At 58.0% G+C, this 25,939-nt stretch carries 23 protein-coding genes, 3 tRNA genes and 1 pseudogene; 12 read left to right on the top strand and 15 right to left on the bottom strand.

Annotation, left to right across the window (positions count from 1 at the left end; genetic code table 11):
* Positions 1-427: 427 nt before the first annotated feature.
* From tssC to C2E16_RS03575, 9 genes are all read right to left on the bottom strand, one after another.
* On the bottom strand, positions 428-1,933 hold the full coding sequence (gene tssC, locus C2E16_RS03615; RefSeq protein ID WP_084970663.1) for a type VI secretion system contractile sheath large subunit: 1,506 nt from the start codon (positions 1,931-1,933) through the stop codon (positions 428-430).
* 2 nt (positions 1,934-1,935) lie between these two features.
* The gene (gene tssB, locus C2E16_RS03610; RefSeq protein WP_084970664.1) at positions 1,936-2,463 is read right to left on the bottom strand and encodes a type VI secretion system contractile sheath small subunit; all 528 of its coding nucleotides are present in this window, start codon (positions 2,461-2,463) and stop codon (positions 1,936-1,938) included.
* Between the two features lie 78 nt (positions 2,464-2,541).
* Entirely contained in the window at positions 2,542-3,564 is a 1,023-nt protein-coding gene (gene tssA, locus C2E16_RS03605; protein ID WP_038628507.1) for a type VI secretion system protein TssA, read from the bottom strand.
* A gap of 21 nt (positions 3,565-3,585) precedes the next feature.
* Positions 3,586-4,296 carry a type VI secretion system-associated protein TagF gene (gene tagF / locus C2E16_RS03600; protein WP_038628509.1) on the bottom strand — a complete coding sequence of 237 codons (711 nt, stop codon included), beginning with the start codon at positions 4,294-4,296 and terminating at the stop codon, positions 3,586-3,588.
* A gap of 16 nt (positions 4,297-4,312) precedes the next feature.
* Positions 4,313-7,933 carry a type VI secretion system membrane subunit TssM gene (tssM, locus tag C2E16_RS03595; protein WP_038628512.1) on the bottom strand — a complete coding sequence of 1,207 codons (3,621 nt, stop codon included), beginning with the start codon at positions 7,931-7,933 and terminating at the stop codon, positions 4,313-4,315.
* A 3-nt stretch (positions 7,934-7,936) separates the two neighbouring features.
* Complete coding sequence (locus tag C2E16_RS03590; protein ID WP_084970665.1) at positions 7,937-9,175, bottom strand: DotU family type VI secretion system protein; 1,239 nt, start codon at positions 9,173-9,175, stop codon at positions 7,937-7,939.
* Between the two features lie 22 nt (positions 9,176-9,197).
* Positions 9,198-10,541: a type VI secretion system baseplate subunit TssK gene (gene tssK / locus C2E16_RS03585; protein ID WP_084970666.1), complete on the bottom strand. Its 1,344-nt coding sequence runs from the start codon at positions 10,539-10,541 to the stop codon at positions 9,198-9,200.
* A 12-nt stretch (positions 10,542-10,553) separates the two neighbouring features.
* Positions 10,554-11,078: a type VI secretion system lipoprotein TssJ gene (tssJ, locus tag C2E16_RS03580; RefSeq protein ID WP_084970667.1), complete on the bottom strand. Its 525-nt coding sequence runs from the start codon at positions 11,076-11,078 to the stop codon at positions 10,554-10,556.
* 27 nt (positions 11,079-11,105) lie between these two features.
* Positions 11,106-11,609, bottom strand: a complete 504-nt coding sequence (locus C2E16_RS03575; RefSeq protein ID WP_038628520.1) for a hypothetical protein — start codon at positions 11,607-11,609, stop codon at positions 11,106-11,108.
* A gap of 10 nt (positions 11,610-11,619) precedes the next feature.
* Here C2E16_RS03575 and C2E16_RS03570 point away from each other — a divergent pair, with 10 nt between their 5' ends.
* Positions 11,620-11,859, top strand: a complete 240-nt coding sequence (locus tag C2E16_RS03570) for a hypothetical protein (protein ID WP_084970668.1) — start codon at positions 11,620-11,622, stop codon at positions 11,857-11,859.
* Between the two features lie 678 nt (positions 11,860-12,537).
* On the opposite strand, the gene yjjG is transcribed toward C2E16_RS03570, so the two are convergent.
* Genes yjjG through C2E16_RS03555 form a run of 3 tightly spaced genes read right to left on the bottom strand, consistent with a single transcriptional unit; the run spans position 12,538 to position 14,087 of the window.
* On the bottom strand, positions 12,538-13,218 hold the full coding sequence (gene yjjG, locus C2E16_RS03565) for a pyrimidine 5'-nucleotidase (protein ID WP_038628523.1): 681 nt from the start codon (positions 13,216-13,218) through the stop codon (positions 12,538-12,540).
* Between the two features lie 46 nt (positions 13,219-13,264).
* On the bottom strand, positions 13,265-13,705 hold the full coding sequence (rimI, locus tag C2E16_RS03560) for a ribosomal protein S18-alanine N-acetyltransferase (protein ID WP_038628525.1): 441 nt from the start codon (positions 13,703-13,705) through the stop codon (positions 13,265-13,267).
* Complete coding sequence (locus C2E16_RS03555) at positions 13,674-14,087, bottom strand: DNA polymerase III subunit psi (protein WP_038628527.1); 414 nt, start codon at positions 14,085-14,087, stop codon at positions 13,674-13,676. Before C2E16_RS03555 ends, rimI begins: the two co-directional genes overlap by 32 nt.
* Positions 14,088-14,194: 107 nt before the next feature.
* On the opposite strand from C2E16_RS03555, the gene rsmC reads away from it, so the two are divergent.
* The 4 genes from rsmC to C2E16_RS03535 all read left to right on the top strand — a co-directional run bounded on the left by rsmC (position 14,195) and on the right by C2E16_RS03535 (position 15,697).
* On the top strand, positions 14,195-15,226 hold the full coding sequence (gene rsmC / locus C2E16_RS03550; RefSeq protein WP_038628529.1) for a 16S rRNA (guanine(1207)-N(2))-methyltransferase RsmC: 1,032 nt from the start codon (positions 14,195-14,197) through the stop codon (positions 15,224-15,226).
* Between the two features lie 151 nt (positions 15,227-15,377).
* Positions 15,378-15,464, top strand: a tRNA-Leu gene (locus C2E16_RS03545).
* Positions 15,465-15,498: 34 nt separating this feature from the next.
* A tRNA-Leu gene (locus C2E16_RS03540) sits at positions 15,499-15,585 on the top strand.
* Positions 15,586-15,610: 25 nt separating this feature from the next.
* Positions 15,611-15,697, top strand: a tRNA-Leu gene (locus C2E16_RS03535).
* A 241-nt stretch (positions 15,698-15,938) separates the two neighbouring features.
* On the opposite strand, the gene C2E16_RS03530 is transcribed toward C2E16_RS03535, so the two are convergent.
* Complete coding sequence (locus tag C2E16_RS03530) at positions 15,939-16,223, bottom strand: DUF1435 family protein (protein WP_038628531.1); 285 nt, start codon at positions 16,221-16,223, stop codon at positions 15,939-15,941.
* Positions 16,224-16,461: 238 nt separating this feature from the next.
* Here C2E16_RS03530 and C2E16_RS03525 point away from each other — a divergent pair, with 238 nt between their 5' ends.
* From C2E16_RS03525 to C2E16_RS03505, 5 genes are all read left to right on the top strand, one after another.
* Positions 16,462-17,565 (top strand): GGDEF domain-containing protein, encoded by a 1,104-nt coding sequence (locus C2E16_RS03525; RefSeq protein WP_084970669.1) that lies wholly within the window; start codon positions 16,462-16,464, stop codon positions 17,563-17,565.
* A gap of 364 nt (positions 17,566-17,929) precedes the next feature.
* Positions 17,930-18,733 (top strand): siderophore-iron reductase FhuF, encoded by an 804-nt coding sequence (gene fhuF, locus C2E16_RS03520; protein ID WP_084970670.1) that lies wholly within the window; start codon positions 17,930-17,932, stop codon positions 18,731-18,733.
* A 95-nt stretch (positions 18,734-18,828) separates the two neighbouring features.
* On the top strand, positions 18,829-19,287 hold the full coding sequence (locus tag C2E16_RS03515) for a YbaK/EbsC family protein (protein WP_038628537.1): 459 nt from the start codon (positions 18,829-18,831) through the stop codon (positions 19,285-19,287).
* Between the two features lie 197 nt (positions 19,288-19,484).
* A complete protein-coding gene (locus tag C2E16_RS03510) occupies positions 19,485-19,997 on the top strand; it encodes a DUF2946 domain-containing protein (protein ID WP_084970671.1) in 513 nt (170 codons plus the stop codon).
* Positions 19,998-20,041: 44 nt separating this feature from the next.
* A complete protein-coding gene (locus tag C2E16_RS03505) occupies positions 20,042-21,448 on the top strand; it encodes a PepSY-associated TM helix domain-containing protein (protein WP_104951417.1) in 1,407 nt (468 codons plus the stop codon).
* Positions 21,449-21,509: 61 nt separating this feature from the next.
* On the opposite strand, the gene C2E16_RS03500 is transcribed toward C2E16_RS03505, so the two are convergent.
* Positions 21,510-22,757 (bottom strand): acid phosphatase, encoded by a 1,248-nt coding sequence (locus tag C2E16_RS03500; protein WP_038628543.1) that lies wholly within the window; start codon positions 22,755-22,757, stop codon positions 21,510-21,512.
* 730 nt (positions 22,758-23,487) lie between these two features.
* Between C2E16_RS03500 and C2E16_RS03495 the strand changes: the two genes are divergently transcribed.
* Complete coding sequence (locus C2E16_RS03495) at positions 23,488-24,000, top strand: hypothetical protein (protein WP_038628545.1); 513 nt, start codon at positions 23,488-23,490, stop codon at positions 23,998-24,000.
* Positions 24,001-24,077: 77 nt separating this feature from the next.
* Positions 24,078-24,356: pseudogene (locus C2E16_RS03490) on the top strand (histidine phosphatase family protein); the annotation flags it as partial.
* Between the two features lie 9 nt (positions 24,357-24,365).
* Here the strand turns inward: C2E16_RS03490 and C2E16_RS03485 are convergent.
* Complete coding sequence (locus C2E16_RS03485) at positions 24,366-25,910, bottom strand: methyl-accepting chemotaxis protein (RefSeq protein WP_084971344.1); 1,545 nt, start codon at positions 25,908-25,910, stop codon at positions 24,366-24,368.
* Positions 25,911-25,939 lie beyond the last annotated feature (29 nt).

The raw sequence follows: 25,939 nt of genomic DNA, 5'->3' as shown, positions 1-25,939 counted from the left end.
TTATTTAAAAAACAAAAAGGAATCATAAATAATCTGCATTAATGTTTTCTTTTTATTTTTTCTGCTACAGCGTAGAGAATCAAACTTATAACAGTAATTAATCCTGCTATAACAGCATTAATCAAGTTGTCTTTATCAGTCCCTTTCCAGCCATGAAAAAAAAGCGTAATAAAAAGAATTTAAAAAGAATATGCCGAATGAGATAAGACTCAAAAAATGCGCAATGAGTTGCAGCAGTATGGTTTTGATCAGCTTCAAAGCATTTTCCCCATTTTCTCTTTTGCCCAATATGCTTTTTACCTTTACCCAGGGAACCTACCAGTCAGGTATTAAGATTAGCCATAGCCTCCTTTTATCAGGCTGACCAGGTAACCCTTTTTTACGGGCAGGCCGGGTATGCGCCGGGCATAACGCCCGGCGCCATCACTTACGCATCGTTGGTTTTCAGCGAAGGGAGTTTGGAAACCAGACGCAGCGATACAGTCAGTCCTTCCAGCTGGTAATGCGGACGCAGGAAGAATTTCGCGGCGTAGTAGCCCGGATTATCTTCAATCTCTTCCACCATCACTTCCGCTGACGCCAGCGGTTTGCGGGATTTGGTTTCCTGCGAGGAGTTGGCCGGATCGCCATCCACGTAGTTCATTACCCAATCGTTCAGCCAGCGCTCCATCTCTTCGCGCTCGCGGAAAGAACCGATCTTGTCGCGCACGATGCACTTCAGGTAGTGCGCGAAGCGGCAGCAGGCGAACAGATACGGCAGGCGCGCCGCCAGACGCGCGTTGGCGGTGGCGTCGGCATCGTGATACTCCGCCGGTTTTTGCAGCGACTGCGCGCCGATAAAGGCGGCGAAATCGGAGTTCTTGCGATGCACCAGCGGCATAAAACCGTTTTTCGCCAGCTCGGCCTCACGGCGATCGCTGATGGCGATTTCGGTCGGGCATTTCATATCTACGCCGCCGTCGTCGCTGGGGAAAGTGTGGCAAGGCAGGTTTTCCACCGCGCCGCCCGATTCCACGCCGCGAATCGAGGTGCACCAGCCAAACTCTTTAAACGAGCGGTTGATGTTGGCCGCCATCGCGTAGGCCGCATTGGTCCAGGTATAGTTACTGTGGTTGGCGCCTTCGGTCTCTTCTTCAAAATCGAAGCTGTCTACCGGATTGGTGCGGATGCCATACGGCAGGCGCGACAGGAAGCGCGGCATTACCAGGCCCAGATAGCGCGCATCTTCCGACTCGCGCAGACTGCGCCAGGCGGCATATTCGGTATTCTGGAAAATCTTGGTCAGATCGCGCGGGTTCGCCAGCTCTTGCCAGGTTTCCATCTGCATTACGCTTGGCGCGGTGCCGGTGATAAACGGACAGTGCGCCGCCGCGCCGATGCGCGCCATTTCGCCCAGCAGCTCAACATCCTGCGGGCTGTGATCGAAATAGTAATCACCCACCAGGCAGCCAAACGGCTCGCCGCCGAACTGACCATACTCTTCTTCATAGATCTTCTTGAAGATAGGGCTCTGGTCCCAGCCCACGCCTTTGTAGCGCTTCAGCGTGCGGCCCAGCTCCTGCTTGGAGATGCTCATAAAGCGGATTTTCAGCATCTCGTCGGTTTCGGTGTTGTTGACCAGATAGCTCAGGCCGCGCCAGGCGCCCTCCAGCTTCTGAAAATCTTCATGGTGAATGATCTGGTTAACCTGACGTGACAGCTTTTCGTCGATTTCAGCAATCAGCGCCTGGATAGTGCGGTAAGCGTCGCTGGAGACGGTAATGCTGTTTTCCAGCGCCTGCTGCGCCAGGGTTTTCACCGCGCTTTCCACCGCGGCGCGCGCCTGATCGCTTTTCGGACGGAACTCTTTGTTCAGCAGGGCGCTGAATTCATTCTGATTCCAGGACTGCTGTTCCTGCTGCGGCTGTTGTTGCTGTGATGGATTATTGCTCATCGTTATTCCTCATCACCTTTGACGTTTTCTTCCGGTTTCGCCAGATGGCCTAGCGACTTCAGCAGCGTCGGATCTTGCAGAATTTTTGCAATCAACTCTTCTGCGCCGTTTTTACCATCCATATAGGTCAGCAGGTTGGAGAGCTGCGTGCGCGCTTCCAGCAGCTTATTCAGCGGTTCAACTTTGCGCGCCACCGCGTCGGGCGAGAAATCCTCCATGCTTTCAAAGGTCAGATCGATGTTCAGCCGGCCTTCGTCGGTCAGGGTATTTTCCGCCTGGAAAGCGACGCGCGGCTTCAGCGCTTTCATGCGCTGATCGAAGTTGTCGATGTCGATCTCCATAAATTTACGCTCATCGACGCCCGGCAGCGGTTCCACCGGTTTACCGACCAGATCGGCCATGACGCCCATGACGAACGGCAGTTGGATTTTGCGCTCAGCGCCGTAGATCTCCACATCGTATTCAATCTGTACGCGTGGCGCGCGGTTACGGGCAATAAACTTCTGCCCACTGGATTTTGTCGTTGCCATGATGTTCTCCATCAGATATGCGCGGTAAAAGTCAGCAGCCGACGCGTCAGGCCAGGCTACAGGATAGAGGGCTGCGGCTTAGTCGCGGCGGCCAAAAATATTTTCCAGCTGATGCACGCCGTCCGGCGCGAGGTCGCGGATAATCTCCATAAAATCGAGTTCAATCACCCGTTGCACGCGATCGATCATTAACGGCGCCGGATGACTGGGTTCATAACGGGCGAAGTATTGCTTCACCTTCTCCAGCGCCAGCTGCACGTCGGCGCGCGAGGTAATGTCGCTGCTGCGCCAGTCGGCCTGCATACGCGGCGGCGCGGCGGCCGGACGGCTTTCAACGATGCTCTGTTCCGTCTGCGAAGCGGCGTCGCCGCCCAGCATTAGCGTCGTCAGGTCAGTGGCCTGACACGCCTGCGTCACCAGGCTCACCATTTTTTGCAGCTGCGCCATTTCCGGCGCGCCGCTTTCACCCAGATGCTCTACCAGGGTTTCACGGATAGTTTGTAAACGCTCACTTATTTGAAAAAGCGCTTCAGTGGCGGGCTGTTCGCCGCGTGCCAGCTCATCATTCAGACGAGGACGGCCACCGGGGTAGTCCACGACTTCGGTTTTGCTGCCGTCCAGCAGCGCGCAGGCGTCACGCAGGGAGATCTGATCTGCGGCGCTGCGCAGAAGCGGCGCCTGACGCACTGCGGAGGTGAGCGCTGACTTATCGCCCAGCGCCGCCAGCGCGTTGATACGATAGAAGGGATCGCGTTCGCCATATTCTTCCAGCAGCGGCCAGAGCGGTTCCCAGTAGAGCAGCAGCGCCTGCTCAATCAGCTTCAGACCGCTGGCGTAGCCCGGCAATCCTTTCATCTGCGTCCAGGCGTGAGTAAGCGCTAACATTACGCGCAGATCTTTAGTGCGGTTCAGCAGTCCGGTCGCCAACTTTTCGACTTTGTTCCAGTCGGCGGGCTCAGCAGGGATAATGGTGTCGCCGAACTGCTGTTCAGGCTTACCTTCGCACGCCTGCATCATCGCCATATAATCGGCGTCATACTCCAGATTCTCCCCGCACGGTTGTTCACTGCTAATCGGGGCCAATAGCGCATCGATGTTCATCGCAATCCTCGCAATAAAAAATCAGTCAAACATGGGCGGATAAAGCCCGTGTCGTCCCGGTCGCGCGCCGCCTGCCGGGTCGAACAGCAGCGAAAACAGCTGGCCGGTAAAGTTGCCGCTATGCAGATGGGTGTAAAGCGGATAGCCGTCGCACTGATTGGTCCACCAGAAGCTGGTGTAGCGCTGCGGATCGAAGCACTCGGCCACCTGCTTCCAGCTGAGGTTGGTGGCGTTTTCGCCATAGCCGATAACGTCGAGAATATCGGAGCGCTGCGATGCATCGGGCAGCGGCGGCGACGGGATTGCCAGCAACGCATCATCCAACTTATCGGCGGAGTAGCCGTTGTTCACTGCATGCAGTAGCGTACGCCCCAGCCGCTGATACCATTCGCCAGCCAGCACGAGGCGGGCGTTTGACCACTCCGTCGGCGTGAAGCTGAACAGGGCGCAGACCGGATACTGACGCCCCACGCTGTCACGCGCGGGCAGCAGGCAGCCCATCTGCACCAGCTGGCTGCCCAGCATCGGCGGCACCACGAAATTCCATACCGGCGCTTTGGCAAAGCGCTGCGTCTCGCCCGGACGCTGTTCTTCATTTTTCTGCCAGTTCAGCAGCCCGACCTGAAACCAGTGGGTCCATTGTCGGGCAACGGCATCAGGAAAACGACGCTGGAGAAAGTCGCCGGCGCTGGGCAATTTCCCATACCAGCCGATCGCAGGGGAGTGGCTCATAATCTTTTCCTTGCAGTTATGGGCATGCAAAGCCAGGAAGCTGGAACGGGTTACGGATGCTGTTCGGCGTAAACTCCAGCGTGACGCGATGGCCATCAACGTTAAATGTCGCCTGCCGGCTCAGGCTGTTGCCGCCCGCCGACAGCGCCGCGCGGTCGAAAAAGCGGTTCAGCGCCCAAGCGCCGTTTGTCACCAGGGTCGAGGTGGTGCCGTCCGCCATGCCCAGCTGCATGCGCACCTGGCGGGTGCCGCCGCTGCCGGGCCAGCTCATCAGCTGCACCGCCTGCGGGCCATGGCTGTAGCGCAGCAGCTGACCATCCACATCCAGCGTCAGGTTGAGAATATCGTTGTCCATACGCACCGTGCGGATAGTGACGCGGAACGACGGCATGGTCGCGCCGTTAGCGAAAAAGGCATCGCGGATGCTCTGAGCCTGCTGAAAAGGACGCAGCAGCGCCTCGCCCCCCGGCAGGCTTTTGCCGTCAATGCCCGGCATAAAGCGCCAGCTTGCGTGAGTGGTGTCCACTTTGGTCGCCAGATTATCGCGGAAGAAGCTGTCCATCAGGCCGGTGCCGGGCGCGAACATGCGCGCCAGATCGTCCGGGGTGACTTCGCTGCGGCCATTGCGCGACAGCGGATAGCGTCCGGCGATCGCCTGGCGGCAGAAGCTGCCGACCTCGACGTTGATGCGCTTGCGAACGTTCTCCATATCGCGGCGCTGAGCGTCGCTGCTGGCGCCGACCGCCAGGTGGGTAAACATATTTTGCAGCGATCCCGGCAACCGTCCGGCGCTGGCCTGCAGCCGGCCGATCGTTTCGCCCGACGGCGGCGGCATGCCGCTGTTGGCGGCATCCTGCACCGCCGTCAGGTAGCGATAAAGCTCATCGATCTGCTTGAGAAAATCATCGAAGACGATGGTTTTGCCGCCCTGCTCCAGCGGCTGAGCCAGCTCAATCACCGGCGCATAATGTTCAGTGACCCGCTGCTCCGGCGTTTGCGCCGCCGTCGCCGCTTGCGCGGGCTGACGCGCACGGAACAGCGCTTCCAGCGTGCGGGTGGCGCTGTTGCCCTGATCGCCCGTCTGCTGTTGCGTTTTCTCCGTCGGCAGCCGCTCCAGCATCAGATAATGGCTCAGATTCACCACCAGCTTGCGCAGCGGCGAATTGCTGCCGGAAAGCAGCCGCGCGCTGTTAATGCGCTGCGACAGATCGGCGCTGTTGTTGAGCTGGATATCGCTCAGCAGCTCATCCCAACGGCGCATAAAGTCTTCCATATAGCGCTGACGCACCGCGTTGTTGGTCTGCTGCTTATCTTCATCGGCGGTCGCGCCGCCCAGCACCCAGACGTCATCCTTGTGCAGCGCCGCAGTCACCGCATCGATATTTTTATCGAAGCGGTTCCAGTATCCTTCCGGGGTAAAGAGTCCGGGAATGCCTTCGCTTAACGGCTTGCCGCTTTTACGGGTAAACACTAACTCGCTCTGCGGACCGCCCAAATCGGCAAGGGAAACCGGCGGCAAATTTTCATCCTGTTCCAGCAGGCGTCTGAGGCGGCCATACACGCGGCCGGACAGCGGCATCTGATTAATCAGCGCCTGCTCGCGCTTTACCAACACGTCGTCGCGAGCGTAAGGCGATGCCTGAATCTGCGTCTCCAGCAGCTGCGCCAGATGACGATCCAGCTGGCTTAACTGCGCCTGGGTGACATTCTGCGGCAGGCTGCGCCGCACGTTCAGCATCACCCAGGCATGCAGGAATTTCCCGTCGTAATGCTGCGGCTGATAGAGCATCTGGTACGCCTTCAGCGCCTCGTAGCTGTAATCGGCGTCGCTGCCGTTGTCGCCGCGCAGCCAGCCGGTAATCAGCTGGGCCACCTGCGGCAGCAGCAGCTGCTTCAGCGATTTTTGGTAAAGCGTCTGCGTCGCGTCGCTGACTTCAACACCGCGATAAAGCCCCATGCGGCGCGTTAACGGCGGATCGTTCAGGTCGAAATCGTTGCTTTCCGGCAGGGTAAGCACGCTGTTAAGGAACGGCAGTAGCGCAAAGAGATCGCTCTCGCCGCCGGACTGCAAATTCTTGCTCTGTTCGGCGACGCCCGGCACTTTCGCCTGCACCTCCTGCAGATAGCTTTTATTCTTGCCGTAGCTGGTCAGCCACAGCGCCGATACGACAATCAACAGCGCCAGCAGGCCCGCATAGCCGGACCACAGAACGGCGCGATTGCGCAACTCCCACCAGCGGTTGCTGCCCGCCAGCCCCGCTTCCTGAAAAATAACGTTGGTCAGCAGATCCTTCAGGAAGAAACTCTGGCCTTTATTTGCCGGAATCGGCGCCTCTTTACGTACGCTGTCCCAGGCACCGCTATCGCCGCCCTGCTCGCCCGCCTGCGGCAGATGCAGCGCGCGGCTCAGCTCACCCATTACGCGGTCGAAAGGCAGGCCTTCCTGGGTGCCGCTGGCGAAATAGATGCCGCGCGGAGAGAACTGGGTTTCAAAATTGGAACGGGCGAAAACGGTGTTGAGGTAGTCCGCCAGCAGCGGACGCAGCGCGGCGAACTCTTGCGGGAACAGATAGCTTTCCGCACGCGCCTGCGCGTCGCTCTCCATAATCAGCGTATCCGCCAGGCCCGCGTCCAGACGCTGTTGCAGCAGCGCATATTCCTGACTGAACGCGCTGGCGAGATCGAAATCGGCCAGCTTCGCCCGCTCCCACGGAAAGGTGAAGCCCCAGATCTGTTCGCGCTGCGCTTTATCCAGCTTCGAAAACCAGGCGCGGAAGCCTTTCAACAGGTCCGCCTTGGTCACCAGCACATAGACCGGAAAACGGATGCCCAGCTGTTCATGCAGCTCCGTCAGACGCTGACGCAGATTCAGCGCCTGCTGCTGCGCCGCTTCCGCCGATTGAGTTAGCAGATCCGAGACGCTGATGGTCACAATCACGCCGTTAATCGGCTGGCGTCCGCGATATTTACGCAGCAGATCGACAAATTTCTGCCATTCGCTGGCGTCCTGCGCCTGCTGGCTCTCCTGCGTGGTGTAGCGCCCCGCCGTATCCAGCAGCACCGCTTCGTTGGTGAACCACCAGTCGCAGTTGCGGGTGCCGCCGATGCCGCGCAGCGCGGTTTTGCCGAAACGGTCCGCCAACGGAAATTGCAGGCCAGAGTTGACCAGGGCAGTGGTTTTGCCCGCGCCCGGCGCGCCGATGATCACATACCAGGGCAGCTGATAGAGATACTGGCGGCTGAAGCGCTGCGCCCAGAAAGGGTTACGGCGATCGGCGCGGTTGAAGTGCGCCTTTTTCAGCAGCCGCGACGCTTCATCGAAGCGTTCGGCCAGCACCTGTTCTTCATTAGTCAGCCGCTTGCGATCGCTGTCAACGCCCGGCTCGCCGTGGCTCAGGCTGCCCATCAGCTTGCGGTTGATCCAGGCGTTATACAGGCGCGGCGCCAGATTGCTAATTCCCCAGACCAGATAAAGCAGTCCGATGCTGATCAGGCGATTCTGCTCCGACTCCAGCGGACGCGAATCGACGATGGAAAAGACCGGGCCGATAACCCAGATGATAAAGGAGAGCGCGGTGATGCCAACGAAGCCCCACATCAGCCGGCTGGTTATAATGGAAAACAGTATGTTCAGCATCTGTCAGTTCCCTTGCTGCAGTCCGTTTAGCTCCGCGCGCGTATTTTCCGGCGAAACTAACAGTGTGATCTCCACCCGACGATTGCGGGCGCGGTTCTCAGGCGTGGTGTTGGGAACCAGCGGGTTGGTTTCGCCACGGCCTTCCGCCTTCGTCCGTCCGGGTTGCGACAGATGTTTTTGCAGCATTTCCTGCACCGACTGCGCGCGCGCCAGCGACAGCTCATAGTTAGAGGCGAAGCGGGCGCTGCGGATCGGCACGTTATCGCTGTAGCCGGTCACCAGGATTTTGCCGCTGACGTTATCCATCGCCTGCGCGATACGGTCGATCACCGCCTCGTAGCGTCCGCGCACCGCGGTGGAGCCGGAGGCGAACAGGCCATCCCCTTTCAGCGTCACCACGCTCTGATCCGCCTCGTCGCGTACCGCCACCAGCCCCTGTTCGATCTCAGGGCGCAGGGAAGCGCGCAGGTTCAGCACCGCAGGCGCGCGCGGCGCCGGGTTGCGAATAGTTACTTCCGGCAGCGGCGTCTGGTAAACGGAGGCCAGCACCGGACTGGTCACGTCGCCCAGCCGCCAGTTGAGAATGATATAGAGCAGGCAGGCGAGGAAGCCGACAAGGGCGGCGCAGGCCCAAAGCGGCACCACCGGCCGCCACATTTTACGCATCACCGGCTGATCTTCGGGATGAGGCGACAGCGCCGGCGGGTAGCCGCCGCGCACGCCGCGGATCATTTGCAGCAGCCGCTGACGGATGGTTTCCAGCTGCGAGCGGCCATTATCCAGCACGCGGTAGCGCCCTTCGAAACCCAGCAGCAGACAGTAGTTGATCAGCTCCAGCAGCAAGATATGTTCGCGCGGATTCTGCGACAGCTTCGCCAGCAGCTGAAAAAACTTCTCGCCGCCCCAGGTTTCGTTATGAAACGTCACCAGCAGGCCATTGCCGGGCCAGACGCCCCGGCTTCCCCACGGCGTCAGCGCCGCCGCCTCGTCCAGCGCGGTGCAAAGACAGTAGCGCGCGCCGACGATCACCTCGTAAGGAAGACCGGCGCGCTGGCTGTTTTTCTCAAAGTGGCGCACCTGATCGATCAGGCGCTGACGCAGCGCGGCCGGATCGTCATGCGTAACGGAGTGACGGATCTGCGGGATCGCGTTAAGCAAAGGATTAGCGGCGGCAACCAGCGGGTTATTGCTGCTGGCGCCGGAAAAGGCGGCATCGCTGCCGGTAAAATGTCGTTCCTGCATGGTGAGCGCTCATTCTAACGTTTCAGACGGACTGGCTGCGAATTGCCCAGAACTCCATATCCAGGCCGGGAAATTCGCCCGCCAGATGCAGCGCAAACGCGCCCGACCTTTCCATCTCTTTCCACAGCTCTCCGCCCTTCTCCAGCTCGAAATAGCTGTAGCCGGCGTGCCACGGGATCTGCGGCGGCGCGGTCGGCATTGCGCGCAGCACCAAGCCCGGCAGCTGAAGCTGCACCAGATCGCGGATTTTGGTTACCGGAGCCACCTTCATCTGCGCCGGGAAGTGCGTCTGTAACGCTTCGCCCGGCACGTTGGCGCGCACGGCAAGCACGAATCCGAATTCGCGCACCATCGACGCGTCCGGCACCGTCGCCACGTTCAGCCCGTGAGAACGCTCGGTTAGCGGCAGCTGCACCGCGCTCTCCTCCATCACCAGCGACAGCCCCTGGCGCAGCAGCAGCATCAGTTTGCTGAAGCTGCGGGCGATATCGTCATGGTCATAAACGGGCAGCGCGGCGTCCGGCGAACGCTGCGGCGTCCAGGTCGACAGCTCGGCGGCAAACGCCAGCCAGTGACTAAACAGCTGTTCGGGATGCAGCAGCGGCAGGTTTTTCAGATGCGAGACCAGACCGAGATGATGATTGATCAGCGCCAGCAGCATGAAATCGACCATTTCGGCGGTATTGAAACGGCCGGGCTGACGCAGGCGCTGGCCGATCTGCTGGCTGCGCTGCGCCAGCAGTCCATGAATATCGTTCAGATAGTCAAACAGCAGCGGATGATTGATGGCGTTCAGCATCGGCGGAATGTAACCCGCGTCGAGGCGCAGCTGTTTGTCGCCGCGCTTTTCGATCACGCGCGTTACGCCGATAGCGGTCCATTCGGCGGTCAGCTCGCTTTCCAGCATCAGTTTCAAACGCAGCTTGCCGAACTGCACCGCCGCCGGGCCGACGGAGATGGCGTTAAAGTCGTCTACCTCGCGCTCGAAGCTAAGATAGCGCGCCAGCGAATCCGCCGACTCGCTGAAAATCACCTCTTCGCGGCCGTTGCGCCGCGCCGGCAGGGCCAGCACCACGTCGACATTGCTCTGGTTATCCGCGATCTCCAGCGGCGCGGGCGCCTGGCGAGGATCCTGAAAGGCGAAGTGGGTGCCGTCCGGCAGCAGGCCGCTGGCGGCGCTCAGGGCGATTTTCCCCTGGCGCAGCATCGCCTCGTCGAACTCCAGGCTGGTAAAGCCCCACAGGTACGAACGCTGAGCGGCGCCCCAGTCGCGCAGCGTGCTTTGCAGGTAGCTTTCCGACTGCTGGAAGTGATGCGGGCGCAGGAACATGCCTTCGCTCCAGACCACCTTTTCTGCTTTGTTCATAATGGCTTTCCGTTATTCCGCTGTTGACGCGGACTTGCCTGCGACGCGCACGCCGCGGTTATCGACGATAATGCTGGCCTGCAACGCGTCATCCGCTTCCTGCCAGTGGGCATCTGAAGCGGCCTCGCCCGGCGCGGGCAGCGCTAATGAAAGACGCCACTTTTTGCCGTTGAGTGACTGATACTCAGCCATCACGCCGATATAGCGCGCTTCAGGCGTGCGTTCTACGGTAAGGGTTTTATTGCGTTGACCCGGCATTAAGAAGCACTGCTCGCTGTTGAGCAGGTTACCGCCCAGCACGGTTTGCGCGCTCGTCTGCAACGAATAAAAATCCGCAGACATGAAATCGGCGTCCGATTTCAGCAGCAGCACGCGCAGCTTTAGCGGCGCTGAATCATTAACCGGTGGCCGCGCCTGAAATAACAGACGGTAATGGGAAGGATCGCTGCGTGAAAATGATATACAGCCTGCCAGCAAGGTAAGCGCCGTCAGGAAAAGCGCCTGCTGACACAGGCGCAAAAAGTTTCGTTGTTTCATAATGGATTACCCATTACTGACACGTTATTAATCGATAATCCATGTGCCGCTGCTGCTGTTCTGGCACGCTTTGCTGTCGCCATCCACCGCGACGCAGGTTTTCTTTTTCGCCGGCTGCGTGGCGCGAACGCGTTTACGGCGCTGATCCGCCTTGATGGTCTCTTCATAGAGCGCGCTTTTCACCACGGCGCGCAGCGGCACGTAGCCAATCAGCTGATCCTGATCTTTCTCAGCGATGGCGAGCCAGTTGTTCTCCACGCGGCCCAACACGGTATAAGGCTGGGCATTCTCCAGATGGCGTACCACCTTGCCGCCGAAGTCGGGACGGCTCATCACGGAAGCGTTATAAAGCGCGCGGTACTCTTCGTTCACCGGTGAGAAGGTGTGCGGCGGCGTAATGGCATGGCGATAAGTCAGCGTGACGCCATCGACGGTGCTGGAGACGATGGTGTCGTCATTGACCGGCGGCGGCGACTTACAGCCCGCAACGCTTAATACAAAAAGCAGACCTAATGCGATTCGAATTTTCACCACGATCCTCATGTATTTATCCCAATTAATTAACAAAAATGATTATGCCGCGCAGGGCGGCGCACAAGTTATCGCCTGCGATGGAGTCAAAAAAGGTGTAGAAATAGCCGGCCGTGCCAGGCAAACGCACAGCAGCAGTCCGTTTCGCCCTTTGCAGGCCAACGGCGCGATTGACAAATTATTTGCGTGTTTGGATTGTGTTATAGCGTCGCAAATGCACGATTTGCTCAACATAAAAGAAGACGGGTGACCGGAAACGCAGCGCGCGTCATCCTGACGGCGAGGATACAGTGAAGCGTCCTCAACCATTGCTTATCATCCCTGATTGCATTCCTGGTATTCTCTGGTGAAGTGTTCTGACTGGCCGCGCCGGAAGCGCGTAACGGCGTTTTGTGTGTAGTGCTTTGCCCACAACCGGCGGCCTGCATCAGAAAAAAGAGAAAAATGATTAAAATTCAATATTAATTTAAGCGGGGGTTCAACCATTGCTACCGCACGAGATTGCATCGCAGATCCCGGGGCGGTTTTTGTTATGTGCTGGTTGTCCTGTTTCGCGCAAGTTTACATCGTCTTTGCGATAATTCAACGGGGCGGTAGCAAACAGAATTACATTAGTAAAGCTTAATTGATGAAAGTATCACAAATTCTGATTATTCTTAATAATTTCTATAGGAATATTCTTACAAAATATCAGATAAATTGTACTTACCGCGCGACTCACGGCTAAAAACGACAAAAAAAACCGCCATTCTGAAGGGCAAATTTTTTTCTTAACTGGATCTAATTTTGTTGAAATACTCTCTGGAAAAGCGGTTCCAGAGCGAACCAACAAAGCAGGATGCTGTTTTACAGCGAATAACCCATAAAAAAAGCGGCCTGATGGCCGCTATCGCAGTGGATATAACTAAAAAGGGGTGGTTTTTAAAACTTAAGCAAACAGAATGGATTGCAGTTCATGCAGTGAACTGACCTGCCAGTCCGGGGTGATCGCTTCAGGTTTTTCTCTGCCGTCCGCGTTCAGCCAACAGGTTTTCAGCCCGGCGTTAATCCCGCCCAGAATATCTGAATCAGGATTGTCGCCGACCATCAGCACCCGCTCGCGCGGCGGATGCGCCATTTTTTCCAGCGCATAGTTAAAAATCGCCGGATGCGGTTTGGCGTGGCCCACCTGCTCTGAGATCACCAGCAGATCGAAATAGTCGCGGAAGCCGGTGCGCTGCAGGCGCACCTGTTGCAGTGCGGTAAAGCCGTTGGTGATGATGCCCATCTTCACTTTGCCTTTCAGGGCGTTCATCAGATTGACCGCGCCTTCCAGCGGCACGCACACCTCGCCCATAGCGGAAAGAAAGCCGCTGTTCAGCGCGTCCGGCGTCACGTTCAGCCTCTCCGCCCAGCCGCTAAAACGCTGATGCTGTAGCTGCAACGCGGTAATGGCGCCGTTTTGATACTCCACCCACAGCGGTTTATTCACCGCCTGATATTCGTGATAGTCCGCCGTAGTGAAATCGACATTGTACTCTTTGAACAGCCGCTGCAAGCCGGCAAACGCATCGAAGTGAAACAGCGTGTCGTCAGCGTCAAAAAGGATCCAGTCCCAGTTTTCCAGCATAGTTTTCTCCTGTTACGGCACTTCAGGGCGCCCCGCGCGCCAGCGTTTACAAGCTAAGCGCCATAATCAGGGCATCTTCCCTGCCGTGATGTGCCGGATAATAGTTACGGCGCACCGATACTTCATTGAAACCTGTCTGCTCATAGAGCGCGATCGCCGCCTGATTAGAGGCGCGCACTTCCAGCCACAACGTGAAAATATCACGCTGCTGTAGCTGTTCGATCAGATGATTAAGCAGCTTTTTGCCCAGGCCGCGGCGCTGATATGCCGGATCGACGGCGATATTGAACAGCGTCGCTTCGTCCAGCACCCACTGGGTGATGGCGAAACCGGCCATCTGGCCGTCAACGTCCAGACGGTAGTTGAGATAACGTTCGCCCTGATTGCTGGCGAAGGTCGCCTCCGTCCAGGGGAAAGCGTGGCTGCGCCGCTCAATGGCGAGCGCCTGCGGAAGATCATTCGGAGTGAGTAAAGAAATCGGCATCATATTCACAAATTTGTCGCCAGAGCGCGCGTTTCGCGTCGGCGTCAAAATAGAGCGCCTCAAGCGGCGGCGTGGAGAGTTGCGGACCCGGCAGCGATACCGGCGCGTCGGTGCCCAGCCGCCAGCTGGCGCAGGGCCGATCGTCAGGCAGCATGGCGAGCTGTTCCGGCGTAATGCTCAGCGTCTGTTGCGGCGCTATCGCCATCGCGCGCAGCACATCGTTGACCAGCGGGTCCCCGGCGGCGGGCGGGATATCCGCCACGATCAGCAGACGGGTGTCCGGCGGCAGCGTGATGGCGATCTCGCCCTGCAACGCGCGCGGACGCCGCAGCTTATACTGCGTAATGCCCATTTGCTGTAGTAGCCAGTCACGTCTGGATGACATAGATATTCCCGTTACGCCCTTATAATGCGCCGCTATGCTAGCAAACCCATCGAACATGCGCCAACAAACCACTATACTCTGCGCTCTGATTTCTGAGGAGTTACCTGATGTCTGCTTTTACCCCGGCGAGTGAAGTGATCCTGCGCCACAGTGATGAATGGCAAGCGCGCCGCGTGCTGTTTGCCGGTGATTTGCAGGATGACCTGCCCGCCCAGCTGGAAACGCAACTGAGCCGTGTTCATACGCAATATTACCATCACTGGCAATCATTAAGCCGCAGCATGGGCGACCGCGCGCAGTTTGGCCTGGTGGCGACGGCGGACGCGGTAGCGGAATGCGATACCCTGATCTACTACTGGCCGAAAAACAAGCCGGAAGCGCAGTTCCAGCTGCAAAATCTGCTGTCGCTGCTGCCGGTCGGCAGCGATATTTTCGTGATTGGCGAAAACCGCAGCGGCGTGCGCAGCGCCGAAGGCATGCTGGAGGCGTGGGCGACGCTGGACAAAATCGACAGCGCGCGTCGCTGCGGTCTTTATCATGGCCGACTGACGCAGCAGCCGACGTTCGATGCCGACGCGTTCTGGGATGAATATCAGATCGACGACTGCACGATCAAAACGCTGCCTGGCGTTTTCAGCCGCGACGGTCTCGACGGCGGCAGCGCCCTGCTGCTCTCAACCTTTACGCCGCATACCAAAGGCAAAGTGCTGGATATCGGCTGCGGCGCGGGCGTGCTGGCGACGCTACTGGCGCATCATTCGCCGAAGGTGCGCCTGTGGCTGACCGACGTCGACGCCGCCGCGCTGGCGGCCAGCAAAGCGACGCTGGCGGCGAATCAGCTGGAGGGCGAAGTCTTCGCCAGCAACGTCTATTCCGACGTAACCGGCCGTTTCGATATGATCATCTCCAACCCGCCGTTTCATGAAGGCATGCAGACCAGCCTTGAGGCGGCGCGCACCCTGATCCGCGGCGCGGCGCAGCATTTGAATACCGGCGGCGAGCTGCGGCTGGTGGCGAACGCCTTCCTGCCCTACCCGCAGGTGCTGGACGAAACCTTCGGTCAGCACGAGGTATTGGCGCAAACCGGTCGTTTTAAAGTTTATCGTGCCGTCTGGGGACGCGCCGCTCGCGCTCGCTAAGCGCTAACGCGGCGATTAAATCGCCACTTCCCGGGGAGGTGCTGTTTTTTACAGCAATCGCAACAGAGTCGAGAAATATCTGTTGACGTCCCCGGTAAAAATCTCCAGAATTCGCCTCCGTGGTTGCAGTGCTGTAAAGCATTGCCGGAATGCGAAGGTGGCGGAATTGGTAGACGCGCTAGCTTCAGGTGTTAGTGTCTTAACGGACGTGAGGGTTCAAGTCCCTCTCTTCGCACCAAAGACCACGAAAATTCATATCGCACAGCATCTGCGCGAAGGTGGCGGAATTGGTAGACGCGCTAGCTTCAGGTGTTAGTGTCTTAACGGACGTGAGGGTTCAAGTCCCTCTCTTCGCACCATGCGGTGATATGAAGACAATGTTATGCGAAGGTGGCGGAATTGGTAGACGCGCTAGCTTCAGGTGTTAGTGTCTTAACGGACGTGAGGGTTCAAGTCCCTCTCTTCGCACCAATATTGTCGCCCTCGGTAGTTCTTCCGCATTATCCTGTTTTCTCTCTTTCTCTCTTTCTCTCTTTCTCCCTGCGCTAACCGCGCTGTTCGCATTACGCTGCTTCCGCTTTACGGCTTTGGCTCGTTTCACTGGACCCATGCATTCATCAACCGCGCCAGCTTGCGTGACGATGATTTTCGCAGGACGCCCTGTTTCCTTGTTGCCGTCGCCGTCATACGCGTTTTTTCAGCCCCTGTTTCCTTACAGGCCGCCAGCGTTCACAGAAACCGCCGCCAGCACGCTCGCCAGCGCAATGCAGGAAGGCAGCAAGATATAGCGACGCAGCCGATGATGGATCAGCATGACCAGCGTTAACAGCAGCGCGGCGACTAACAGCCAGCGCCATTCGTTAAAAGTGAGATGAATGGATGCCACCACCGGCATCAGCGCGCCTGGCAGAATCACGCCCCATGCGCTTTGCAGCCGTTTCCCCATTGCCCAGCTTACGCCCCACAGCCCGCAGGCCGCCATAATCGCCATCAGCATATCCGTCGCACCAAATGATAATGATTACCAATAGCATATGATAATTTTTATCATTTTGCACCTCTCTTGTGTTGAATCTTTGTACACAAGGATGACAGACCAGTTATAAAGTGGTAGATTGCCAGGATTATTCTTATTCCCATAAGCATATAATAACAGCTCAAAATCATTTCCAGAGTAACTTCTTTTACTGTGGCAATGGCGCTTTGATTTTTCAGGGCCGTCCCGAGTGATAACAATGAAATTACAGACCTATGAAGAATTGCTTCACAGCAAATATCGCCTTTCGTTGATGCTTTTTCTTTTTCTCAACATGGCGACATCACTTTTTTTTATGTTACCGATAAATAAAGGTGAGAATTTGACATTCTCGTTGCCGGCAACGCTTATTGTTACGCTGAGTTTATTTCTGCTGGCCGTCGTCTTGCTTAAGCCTGTAACAAGGAAACCGATATTATCCGTTACGGCTTTAATTATGGGCATATTATGGGCCTGGCTGATATTGCATAAAAATGCACTGATCTTTTATTTCGACGGCAGTTTTCTTTTAATCAGCCTGATGACCATCTTCTTTATCAGCGCCATCTCACTGAATGAACATTTGCTGGCGTTCAGCCTGCATATCATTCCGCCTTCGCTGATGGTGCTGGTGCTGGATCGCGGCCAGCATTCGCTTACCCTGCTGTTCACCATTGCGCTGCCGCTGCTCGGCTTCACCTTGCAAAGCCTGATGCAGCGCCGCAGCGATCACTTTACGCGTCGGCTGCTGTTCCAGCTGTATGAGGAGAAGCAGACCTTCAGCGATCTCAGCATGCTCGATCCGCTGACCGGCCTTTACAACCGGCGCGGCCTGAAAAACCGGCTGGAAAATATCCTTGAGAACCATGCCGGCAGCCATTTCGTCATGCTGTTGGATATTGATAATTTCAAAGCCTATAACGATAACTACGGTCACGCCATGGGCGATCAGGCGCTGGCGCGGGTCTCAGCGGCGATAAGAGATGCGGTGCGTTCGCGCGACGTGGTGACGCGCTACGGCGGCGAGGAATTTCTGGTATTAATGACCAACGTTAACGCTGCTATCGCTATGCGGCTGGCCGAACGTATCCGTCAGCATGTGCTGGACCTGGAAATTCCCCACCGTTTTAACGATCGGGTTTCTACGCACGTCACCATCAGCGCGGGTATTGCGCCAATATTTGAAGAAGATGCGGAACAGGCGATCGCTAATGCCGACCGGGCATTATATGTGGCCAAGAACCGGGGCAGAAATACCATTCTTTCCTGGGAAGAACTTTGCGAAACAAATCGATTAACGCAGCCGGCCGATTTAATGCAATGATGAAAAGGCGATTCACAATATAAATATTCAGCCGCTATTAATAATGATACTTAATTCAAATTTGTTCGGGCTTACTGTTTTACCGTAACGCCTTAGCGATAACCGAGCAGATTAATGCAGCCGCGCTGGCTAACCGGCGCGATTTTTTTATTAATTCTTTCTGAATACGCCTCTTTTTTGTGACTCGCCCGTCAATAAAAAGTTAGCTAATCCTGAGTCTGCGCAGGGTTATTTGATTTTCCGTGCCGACCTTGTTCAACCTTTGCTCTGCCGCTTGCCACCCTTTTTCTTCCTGGATACAATCAAGAACGATTATCATTTGTTTTCTTATCACCATTCAGCAGTCGTTCACACAGGAAGCCCTATGGCTATTGTTACGCGTCAGGCTTATGAATACGGTTCCTCTCCGGTCATCTTTATGCAGAGCGATACGTCGCTCACTACTGCGCTGCACAGCCTGTTCAGCGAGTATCGCGCCTGGTTCCTGGACTTCCTGCGCTTTACCAGTCCTGACGCAGCGGCGCCTGCCGATACGTTAACGCAGCCGGCGTGGTCGCAAAGCGCGCACTTTACGCCGCTGCTGGCGCGCTACGCTGATGAGATCTACCGTAACTATCCTGAGATGACGCGTGAAGCAAAGCCGCTGCAATCGCTGTGGGCGCAGTGGTATTTTGGCCTGATCGTACCGCCGATGATGCTGGCGCTGGTGATGGAAACGCGCGCGCTGGACTGTTCGCTGCGCCATTTCCATCTGCAATTTCATGAAAGCGGCCGCCCGGATAAATTCTGGATCGACGCGCACGAAGATGAAGAGGCGCGTTACCTGAATGCGCACCAGCGTATCGACCGCATGATCCAGCGCCACCTTATTCCGGCGGTGGAAGGCATCGAGCAGCATGGCGACATCAACGCCAAATTAATCTGGAACAATAACGGTTACCTGATGCACTGGTTCCTTGGCGAAATGAAAAGCTGGGTGGATGAAGCGACGCTGCTGACGCTGGAACACGCGCTGTTCTTCTCACGTCATCTGCTGGACGGCAGCGACAACCCACTTTACCGCACCGTTATCCCGCGCGACGGCGCCATGCAGCGTCGCAGTTGCTGTCAGCGCTATCGACTGCCTGCGATTGACCGCTGCGGCGACTGCACCCTCAAGCCTGTTTAATTTCTCTCCAGCGGCGGCGCCTCACCGCCGCATAACATTTACAGATTCCGCCGGTTATGGCAGCTTTATCACCTTCGTTTCTTGTGGAGAGCAGCATGAGCCTGGAGTCTGTACGGCAGTTTTTTGCCGAGCGCGCCCCTGAAATCGCCATTATCGAACTGAATCAGAGTACGGCGACCGTCGATCTTGCCGCCAAAGCGCATGGCGTCGTTCCGGGACAAATCGCTAAAACCCTGTCGCTGAAGGTCAAAGATAGGGTCATTCTGATCGTTACCGGCGGCGACCTGCGGCTGGACAATCGCAAATTAAAAGAGACGCTGGGCGCTAAAGCCCGCATGCTGACCACCGACGAGGTGCTGAACTGGACCGGCCATCCGCCCGGCGGCGTCTGTCCGTTTGGCCTGGAGCATCCCCTGCCGGTTTATTGCGATATCTCTCTGAAGCGCTTCAGCGAAGTGCTGCCAGCGGCGGGCGCGACTCACAGCGCGGTGCGCATCTCGCCGGAACAGATGGCGGCGTTAACCGATGCCGAATGGGTCGACGTCTGCCAGTAAGCGCGCGGAACCTTTCACGGCGGGCGACGACGATAACGCCCGCCGCTACGCGCCGTCGGAACGGGCGCATCGCGCGCCTCAGGCCCACCTCAGCGAAACAGCCCGAACACCCTGTCTGCTTTCCCTTCTGTAAAAAAATTATTTCTCTCCCTGCGCTTCGCGTACAATTATGTCGTCATTTTTTAACAGGGTGATTCGTGTCGCTGATCCATTTTGCCGTAGCCCGCAGCCGCCTGCCCGCCTGGCTGGCGTTACTGGCTATGCTGCTACTGTTTATCGCACCGGTGATTTCCAAATCGCTGATGGCGCAGCGTGGCTATGGAAAAGCAATGATGCACCACGCCTCCGGCATGATGATGATGCACGGCGAGATGATGATGCACGACGCTTCCGGGATGATGCCACATGAGGATAGCGCGCTAACGCAACACGATGCGCAGCCGACGCCGCCCTCTTCCGCCAAAACGCAGCACGCCGCTTCATCACTGCCAAAACATCACCCGATGTCGATGATGGACGATAGCGCCTGCGGCTACTGCGTATTGCTGATCCATCTGTCGATTGATTCCGTTCGCCTGCCTGAACTCTGGACGCTGTTGCAGGCAGCGATCCCTGCCGCGCCTCTCCAGCTACAGCCTTTTGTCGCCAGCTGGACGCCTCTCTGGTTCCGTCCGCGCGGGCCGCCGGTTAACGCCTTCTCTGTCGTTTAACCCAGCCCATTTTTTATCGCCCGCACGCGGGCAAAGGAACCATCATGTCGGAAAAAATCGTGCCGACGGCATCGGCACACGCTGAAAAAGCGCAAAGCAGGCAGGCATTCTTACAGCTGATGCGTCGTCTGCATTTCTCTGTCGGCCTGTTTATCGGCCCCTTTATCTTTGTCGCCGCGCTGACCGGCGTGCTCTATGTACTGACGCCGCAGCTGGAGCACTCTCTCTATGCGCAGCAGCTGACTACCGATGCGTCCGGCCCGGCGCAGCCGCTCTCCGCGCAGGTCGACGCCGCGCTGCATTATGTTGGCGAAGATGCCGCTATCGCCGCCGTGCGCCCCGCGCCGACGGCAACCGATACCACGCGGGTGATGTTTCGTTTCGCCAACAGCGCGCCGTCGGAAAGCCGCGCGGTATTCGTCGACCCGATTACGTTGCAAATCCGCGGCGACCTGACGGTCTACGGCACCAGCGGCATTCTGCCGCTGCGCACCACTATCGATTACCTCCATCGCAGCCTGCTGTTGGGCGATATCGGACGCAACTACAGCGAGCTGGCCGCCAGCTGGCTGTGGGTGGCCGCACTGGGCGGCGTGCTGCTCTGGGCGACGCAGCGCGCGCCGAAGCGCGCCGGACGCAACAGCGCATCGCGCACGGGGCGTCTGTTAAGGCTGCGCGCGCTGCACGGCACGCTGGGCGTGGCGCTGCTGATCGGCCTGCTGTTTTTCTCCGCCACCGGCCTGACCTGGTCGCGCTGGGCGGGCGACAACATCAACGCCATGCGCAGCCATTTCGGCTGGCTGACGCCCGCGGTCAACACGCAGCTCGACGGCGCGATGCCGCCGATGATGATGGATGAACATGCGGAGCATCACGGTCATATGATGCATCATGCGCCCGACGCGCCGCTCAGCCCAAGCCAGTTCGATAGCGTGCTGGCCGCCGCGCGCGCCAGCGGCATCGATGCCGCGAAGCTGGAGATCCGACCCGCCGCCCAGGCGGACCGGGCGTGGATCGTCAGCGAAATCGATCGCCGCTGGCCGACGCAGGTCGACAGCGTAGCGGTCAACCCGCACACCTTTCAGGTGACGGATAAGGTGGAATTCGCGCAGTTCGGCCTGCTGGCGAAGCTGACGCGCTGGGGCGTGGATGCGCATATGGGCATTCTTTTCGGCCTGGCGAACCAGCTGGTGCTGGCCTTTTTCGGCCTGGCGCTCTGCGTGCTAATCGCGCTGGGCTATCGCCTTTGGTGGCTGCGCCGTCCCGCTCAGCCGCGCCACCATCCGGCGGAGACGCTGATTCAGGCCTGGCGAGGCATGAGCCTCAGCCTGCGCTTTCTGTTGTCGGTAGTAACGGTGGCGCTGGCCGTTAGCCTGCCGCTAATGGGCATCAGCCTGGTCTGCTTCCTGCTGATCGACATCTGGCGCTGGCGACAGGCGCAGCGCGCCTGATAAGCACGGGCCGACGCGATGTCGGCCCGTTTTCGTTGATAAATACCCTCTTCGGCACCGTTCAGCGCGCCGCGGTCACCGCCTCATGCAGATTCAGGCGCTGCCAGAAGTTCTGTTCCCCGTCGCCGCCAGAAAGCGGATAGCCGTCCGCCAGCGCGCTTTTCGCCATCAGCGCTCGCCGCTGCGCGACGCTCAGCTGCGGCAGCACCGGCTCCAGCAGCACCTCCGCTCCTTTCGGCACGTTAAACGGGGCCTTCGCCGCCGCCTGCCGCGGCAGCTGGTAAGTCATGGTAAAGCGATAAAAGTCCTTCATCGCCGGATCGCGGTAAGGATCGTCCTGCGTCGGGCTTTGCGCGCACTGCGCTATACTGCCGCCGCACTCGCGCGCCAGAGCGCTGCGCAGCTCGCCTTTCGCCTCGTCAAACAGCTTGCGCCAGGCGGGATCGTTCATATCGTGCGCCACGTTGCGCTCGGCAATCATGCGCGATCCGATCACGTCCAGCGGATAATGCACGCCCAGCACCACGCGCGAATAGCCGTAGCGCGCGCCGCGATCGATTAGCGGCACGAAACGCTCCGGCAGCATCTCCGCCAGCAGCAGCGCATCGGTGTAGCCGGTATTGGTATGCCCGCTGGGGAAGGCGCCGCCGCTGGCGCCGTAAGGCTTGCCGTCTTTTACCACCACGTCGTCCGGCACCTGATGGATCTGATTGCCCGGCTGCAGGAAGGGACGCGGATAGTGAAAATAATCCTTTGCGGCGGAGGTGCTGATTTCGCTGGCTTTAATTAGTGCGGCGGCCTTCGCCAGCTCGCCCTTATCGTAAGCGGTTAAAAACGCCTGGCCCAGCTTCGGCCCCAGCGCATCGGCGAGAAAATAGAGATAGCCGATACCTTCCGCATCGGCCAGCGCCTGCTGGCGTTCGCCGCGGGTCGCGTCGCGGTTAATGCGTGTAACGGTCGCCATGCTTTGCGCTTTAACCGCCGCCGGCAGCGTATTAAAGGATTCAAGCAGGGCGATATCCGCCTGCTGCTGCTGTTTCACCGCAAAGTCATAACCGCTCGCTTTCAACCAGGCTTTATCCGCCTGCGGCGCGCCCTGCTTCGCCTTTTCCAGCGCATCGCGCGTGAGCTGCGGCTGCGATCCCTGTAGCGTCTGACGCAGCGCCTGTAAGCTGCGCGCCTCCAGCTGCGTAAAGGCCTGACTATCGCTGGCGGGCGTGGTGGCGTCGACAATCGCGGAAATGCGATCGAAGTCGGCGGCGGAGGCGGTGCTGCACAGTAGCAGGAGGCTAAGCAAAGTCGGTTTCATCACGTTCTTTTCCTTGTTAATAAAACTTATCGCCGTCAGCCTGAATCGGCGCGATGACAGTTTGATGACAGGAAAAGTTTTGTAAAACTTCTGTGGAGAGCGGGCAGAACGGAAATGACGTCTTGCCCGGAAAATCAGAAATGCCCGTTAGTTATTGAGGATTTCATTGTGATAAAGCCCCGGATGAATAGCGCAGAAACAGAGAATTAAAAAATACGCCGTTGAATCGTCCGTAATCACTACTATTTTATCGAGTATACCTCCTGATTTTGGGCAGCCGGGTCCGCTTTCCGCTAATTGCGGTTTCTCCCCATTAAAGTAACTGCCTTTTTCTATAAAAGAACGCTCGACCTGGAAAGCTCTCTCTCTTCATCCGCTCCTGAACCTTTCAGGTATTGGATCATCCATCGCAGACGCCACAGAAAAGTCACGCCGCCCTGTAGCTGGTTTCGCCTCTGAGCCTCTTTCAAGGCCTGCTGAGCCTGTAGCGGGAGAACGAAACCAGTCTGCTCTGCGTCAGAAGCGGAGTCTTGTCAGTTGTCAGTGAGAAAGTATTTCAGCAGAATAAGACCGCCCTTACCTATTCCTTCGGATTTGGGTTTAAGGCGAATTTGTTAAGTGCATGCTTAACACAAGCGTCTTCAGGTGCTGAAAGAAATATCTCTGTGGTGGGGTTAATCCCAGACTTCAGTCCCCTGAACCTGATGCTGGCTCATGGAGAGAGTGACAAATGAATACCCTTTCGTACCCCCGTTTACTATTAGCAACCACAGGTGGGCTTGGCTGCATATTTGCTTTCTTTGCGTGGCATAACACAATCAACCAAAGTACTTTCCTTGCCCGAAAAACGCTGCATATGCTGCTTGTCGCGGGACTCATCCTCGGTTTGTGCCTTTCTTTTTGCATTAAAAAACGGGATAAGGATAAGCGTATCCACGGCATTATGAGCAATATTAAGCTCTATGCGGGGTCAGTTCTGATTGTTGCCATCTTTAGCTATATCCTGCTCAGCACCGTTGTCTGGCTGCTTCCTGGTACAACGAGTACTTATACTGCCACCAGTGAGTATTCTGCACGCAGCCGTAACGACTGTTCTGGCGCTTACGTTGACGATCCGGACCTGAAAAGACGCATAAAAGTGTGCGAACCGGCGGGCGATTACTTTGATGGCGGCACTCTTCGCGTCACTAAACGTAGCAATGCGCTGGGCATGACGGTTGTGCATGCAGTCATAAAGTATTGAATCTGGCCCCGGCAGGATTTACCGACTCATAAAGCAAAGGAAGCTTTCGCGACGTGGCGCTGCTGCCGGTTAAAACGCCTGCGCTACCGCCCGGCCTCTGGCTGTCGCTGCTGCGCCTGCTCTGGTTCTGCGGCTACGGCGGCTCGGTAGAGTCGTTCCGTCACGCCCGCCGTCGCGCGGCGCAGGCCGCCAGCCAGCTGATCGCGCTCAGCGAGCGCGGCGCTGTGCTGCTGGCCGGACACGGCATTACGAATAAGCTGATTGCGCGCGAACTGCGTCGTCAGGGCTGGCTGGCGGAAAAACACGCCAGCAGCCGTTACTGGAGCACGGCGGTGTATCACCGCGCCTTTCTCTGACGCGACGCGTTAGCGGAACACATTCACCGCGTCGACCAGCAGACGCGCCTGATCCTTCATGCGCGCCGACGCCTGCGCGCCCTCCTCCACCAGCGAAGCATTGTGGTGGGTAATGCGATCCAGCTCCTCCACCGCCTTGCCAACTTCGCTCAGGCCAGTGCCCTGTTCGCGGGTGGCGGTACTGATCTGCTGCAACAGATCGGTGACGTTCTGCACCTTTTCCACGATATCGGCGATGGTTTGCCCCGCCTGATGCACCTGACCAGCGCCGGACTCCACTTTCAGCACGCTCGCTTCGATCAGATGGCGGATCTCGCTGGCGGCGCTGGCGCTGCGTTTCGCCAGATTGCGCACCTCGCCCGCCACCACCGCGAAGCCTTTGCCCTGCTCGCCCGCGCGCGCCGCTTCCACCGCCGCGTTCAGCGCCAGGATATTCGTCTGGAAGGCGATGCTGTCGATCAGACCGGTAATAGAAGCGATCTGTTTTGAACTGGCGGCGATCTCATCCATAGTGCCGACCACATTCTGCATCACTTCGCCGCCGTGCACCGCCGCGTTGCTGGCGGTAATTGACCAGGTATTCGCCTGGCCGGTGCTTTCCGCGTTGCTGTTGACCGTGGTAGTCATCTGATTCATGGTGGCCGCCGTCTGCTGCACGCTGGCCGCCGTCTGCTCGGTATGACTGGCGATCTTCTCGTTGCCCTGCGCCAGCTCGTCGCTTGCCTGATGGACGCTCATCACCTGATCGCGCACGTCATTGACCAGCCAGCGGAACATCAACCCAAGCTGCCCGACGGCGCGCAGCGTCATGCCCACTTCGTCGGCGCGGTCAAGATGGTCGACCTTCTGCGAAGCGCCGCTCGCCACGTCCAGCGCCTGGCGGCACACTTTCTCCATCGGCCGGGCGATCTGCCACTCCAGCCAGCCGGTCGTCAGTAGCGCCATCATCAGCGAAAGGCCAGTAAACGCCGCCAGCGCTCCGCCCTGTAAGCCGACCGCCAGCGCGCTGAGCGCGACGCCTAACCAGCAGAAGCCGACGCCGCTGCGAATACGCCAGCGCAGCGGCAGCGTTTTCAGCCACGACAGCGGGCTGAGCAGGCCGCTGCGCACCAGCAGCCCTTTATTCAGCCGCCAGCCGCGCAGCTTGCCTTCGCGCATCTGCTGATAAAGCGTCTCTGCCGCGGCGATTTCCTGCGGCTCCGGCTTGATGCGCACCGACATATAGCCGGCAATCTCGCCGTTGCGGATCACCGGCACTACGTTGGCGCGCACCCAGTAGTGGTCGCCGTTCTTACGGCGGTTTTTCACCAATCCGGTCCAGGGCAGCCCCTGCTTCAGCGTCGCCCACATATCGGCGAAGGCGGCCTTCGGCATATCGGGATGGCGCACCAGATTATGTGGCTGACCGTGAATTTCGCTGCGCTCATAGCCGCTGACCTCGACGAAGTCCTGATTAGCGTAGGTAATGTAACTTTGCGCATCCGTGGTAGTCATCAGCGTGGTGTCATCGTCGAGCTGACAGGCCTGCTGCGTAACGTGGGGCTGATTAGTCATATGACGAGCCTTGTCCTGAGTATGAAGAT

This window comes from Mixta calida, assembly GCF_002953215.1.
Lineage (GTDB): Bacteria > Pseudomonadota > Gammaproteobacteria > Enterobacterales > Enterobacteriaceae > Mixta > Mixta calida.
This window is presented reverse-complemented; position numbering and strand designations above follow the sequence as displayed.